Origin of the sequence: Paenibacillus sinensis (genome assembly GCF_019904155.1) — a bacterium.
GTDB classification, from domain to species: Bacteria; Bacillota; Bacilli; order Paenibacillales; family Paenibacillaceae; genus Paenibacillus_AQ; species Paenibacillus_AQ sinensis.
Genome location: NZ_JAHCMB010000109.1, coordinates 1 through 357, shown reverse-complemented (window position 1 = coordinate 357; position 357 = coordinate 1). Strand labels below are relative to the sequence as shown.

Annotated in this window: 1 pseudogene; it reads right to left on the bottom strand. The window is 53.5% G+C overall.

Annotation, left to right across the window (positions count from 1 at the left end):
- Window positions 1–357 (bottom strand): annotated as a pseudogene (locus KIH86_RS10800) (ATPase); the annotation flags it as partial.

Here is a 357-nt window from a genome sequence, read left to right as displayed (position 1 = left end):
GGACACGCTCCAGCTCGGCCATAAATTTTTGTGCTGCCCGTTCGGTGCGCGGCAGCGGGAACATAGAGACAAAACAATGAGAGTCAAACAGGTTGAGCTTGTGGATCTGCTTTACCTTGCCCGCCGGCAAAAAGCGGCTATGGATCAGTTTGCCATATCTGCCGTATCCCTCGGCCTGGTAGTCAAAGTAATCTATGTGCATCCCTTTGTTTCCGGCCGGCCGGATCTGGAGCAAGACCTCGCACATTTCACGGACCCGGCTATCCAGACGGCCAATGGATGGCGTCACAAAAATCTGGATCGCCGCCATCTTGCGCGCAAAGGTCAAAATATCGGTTGCGATGATGTTGTCCGATT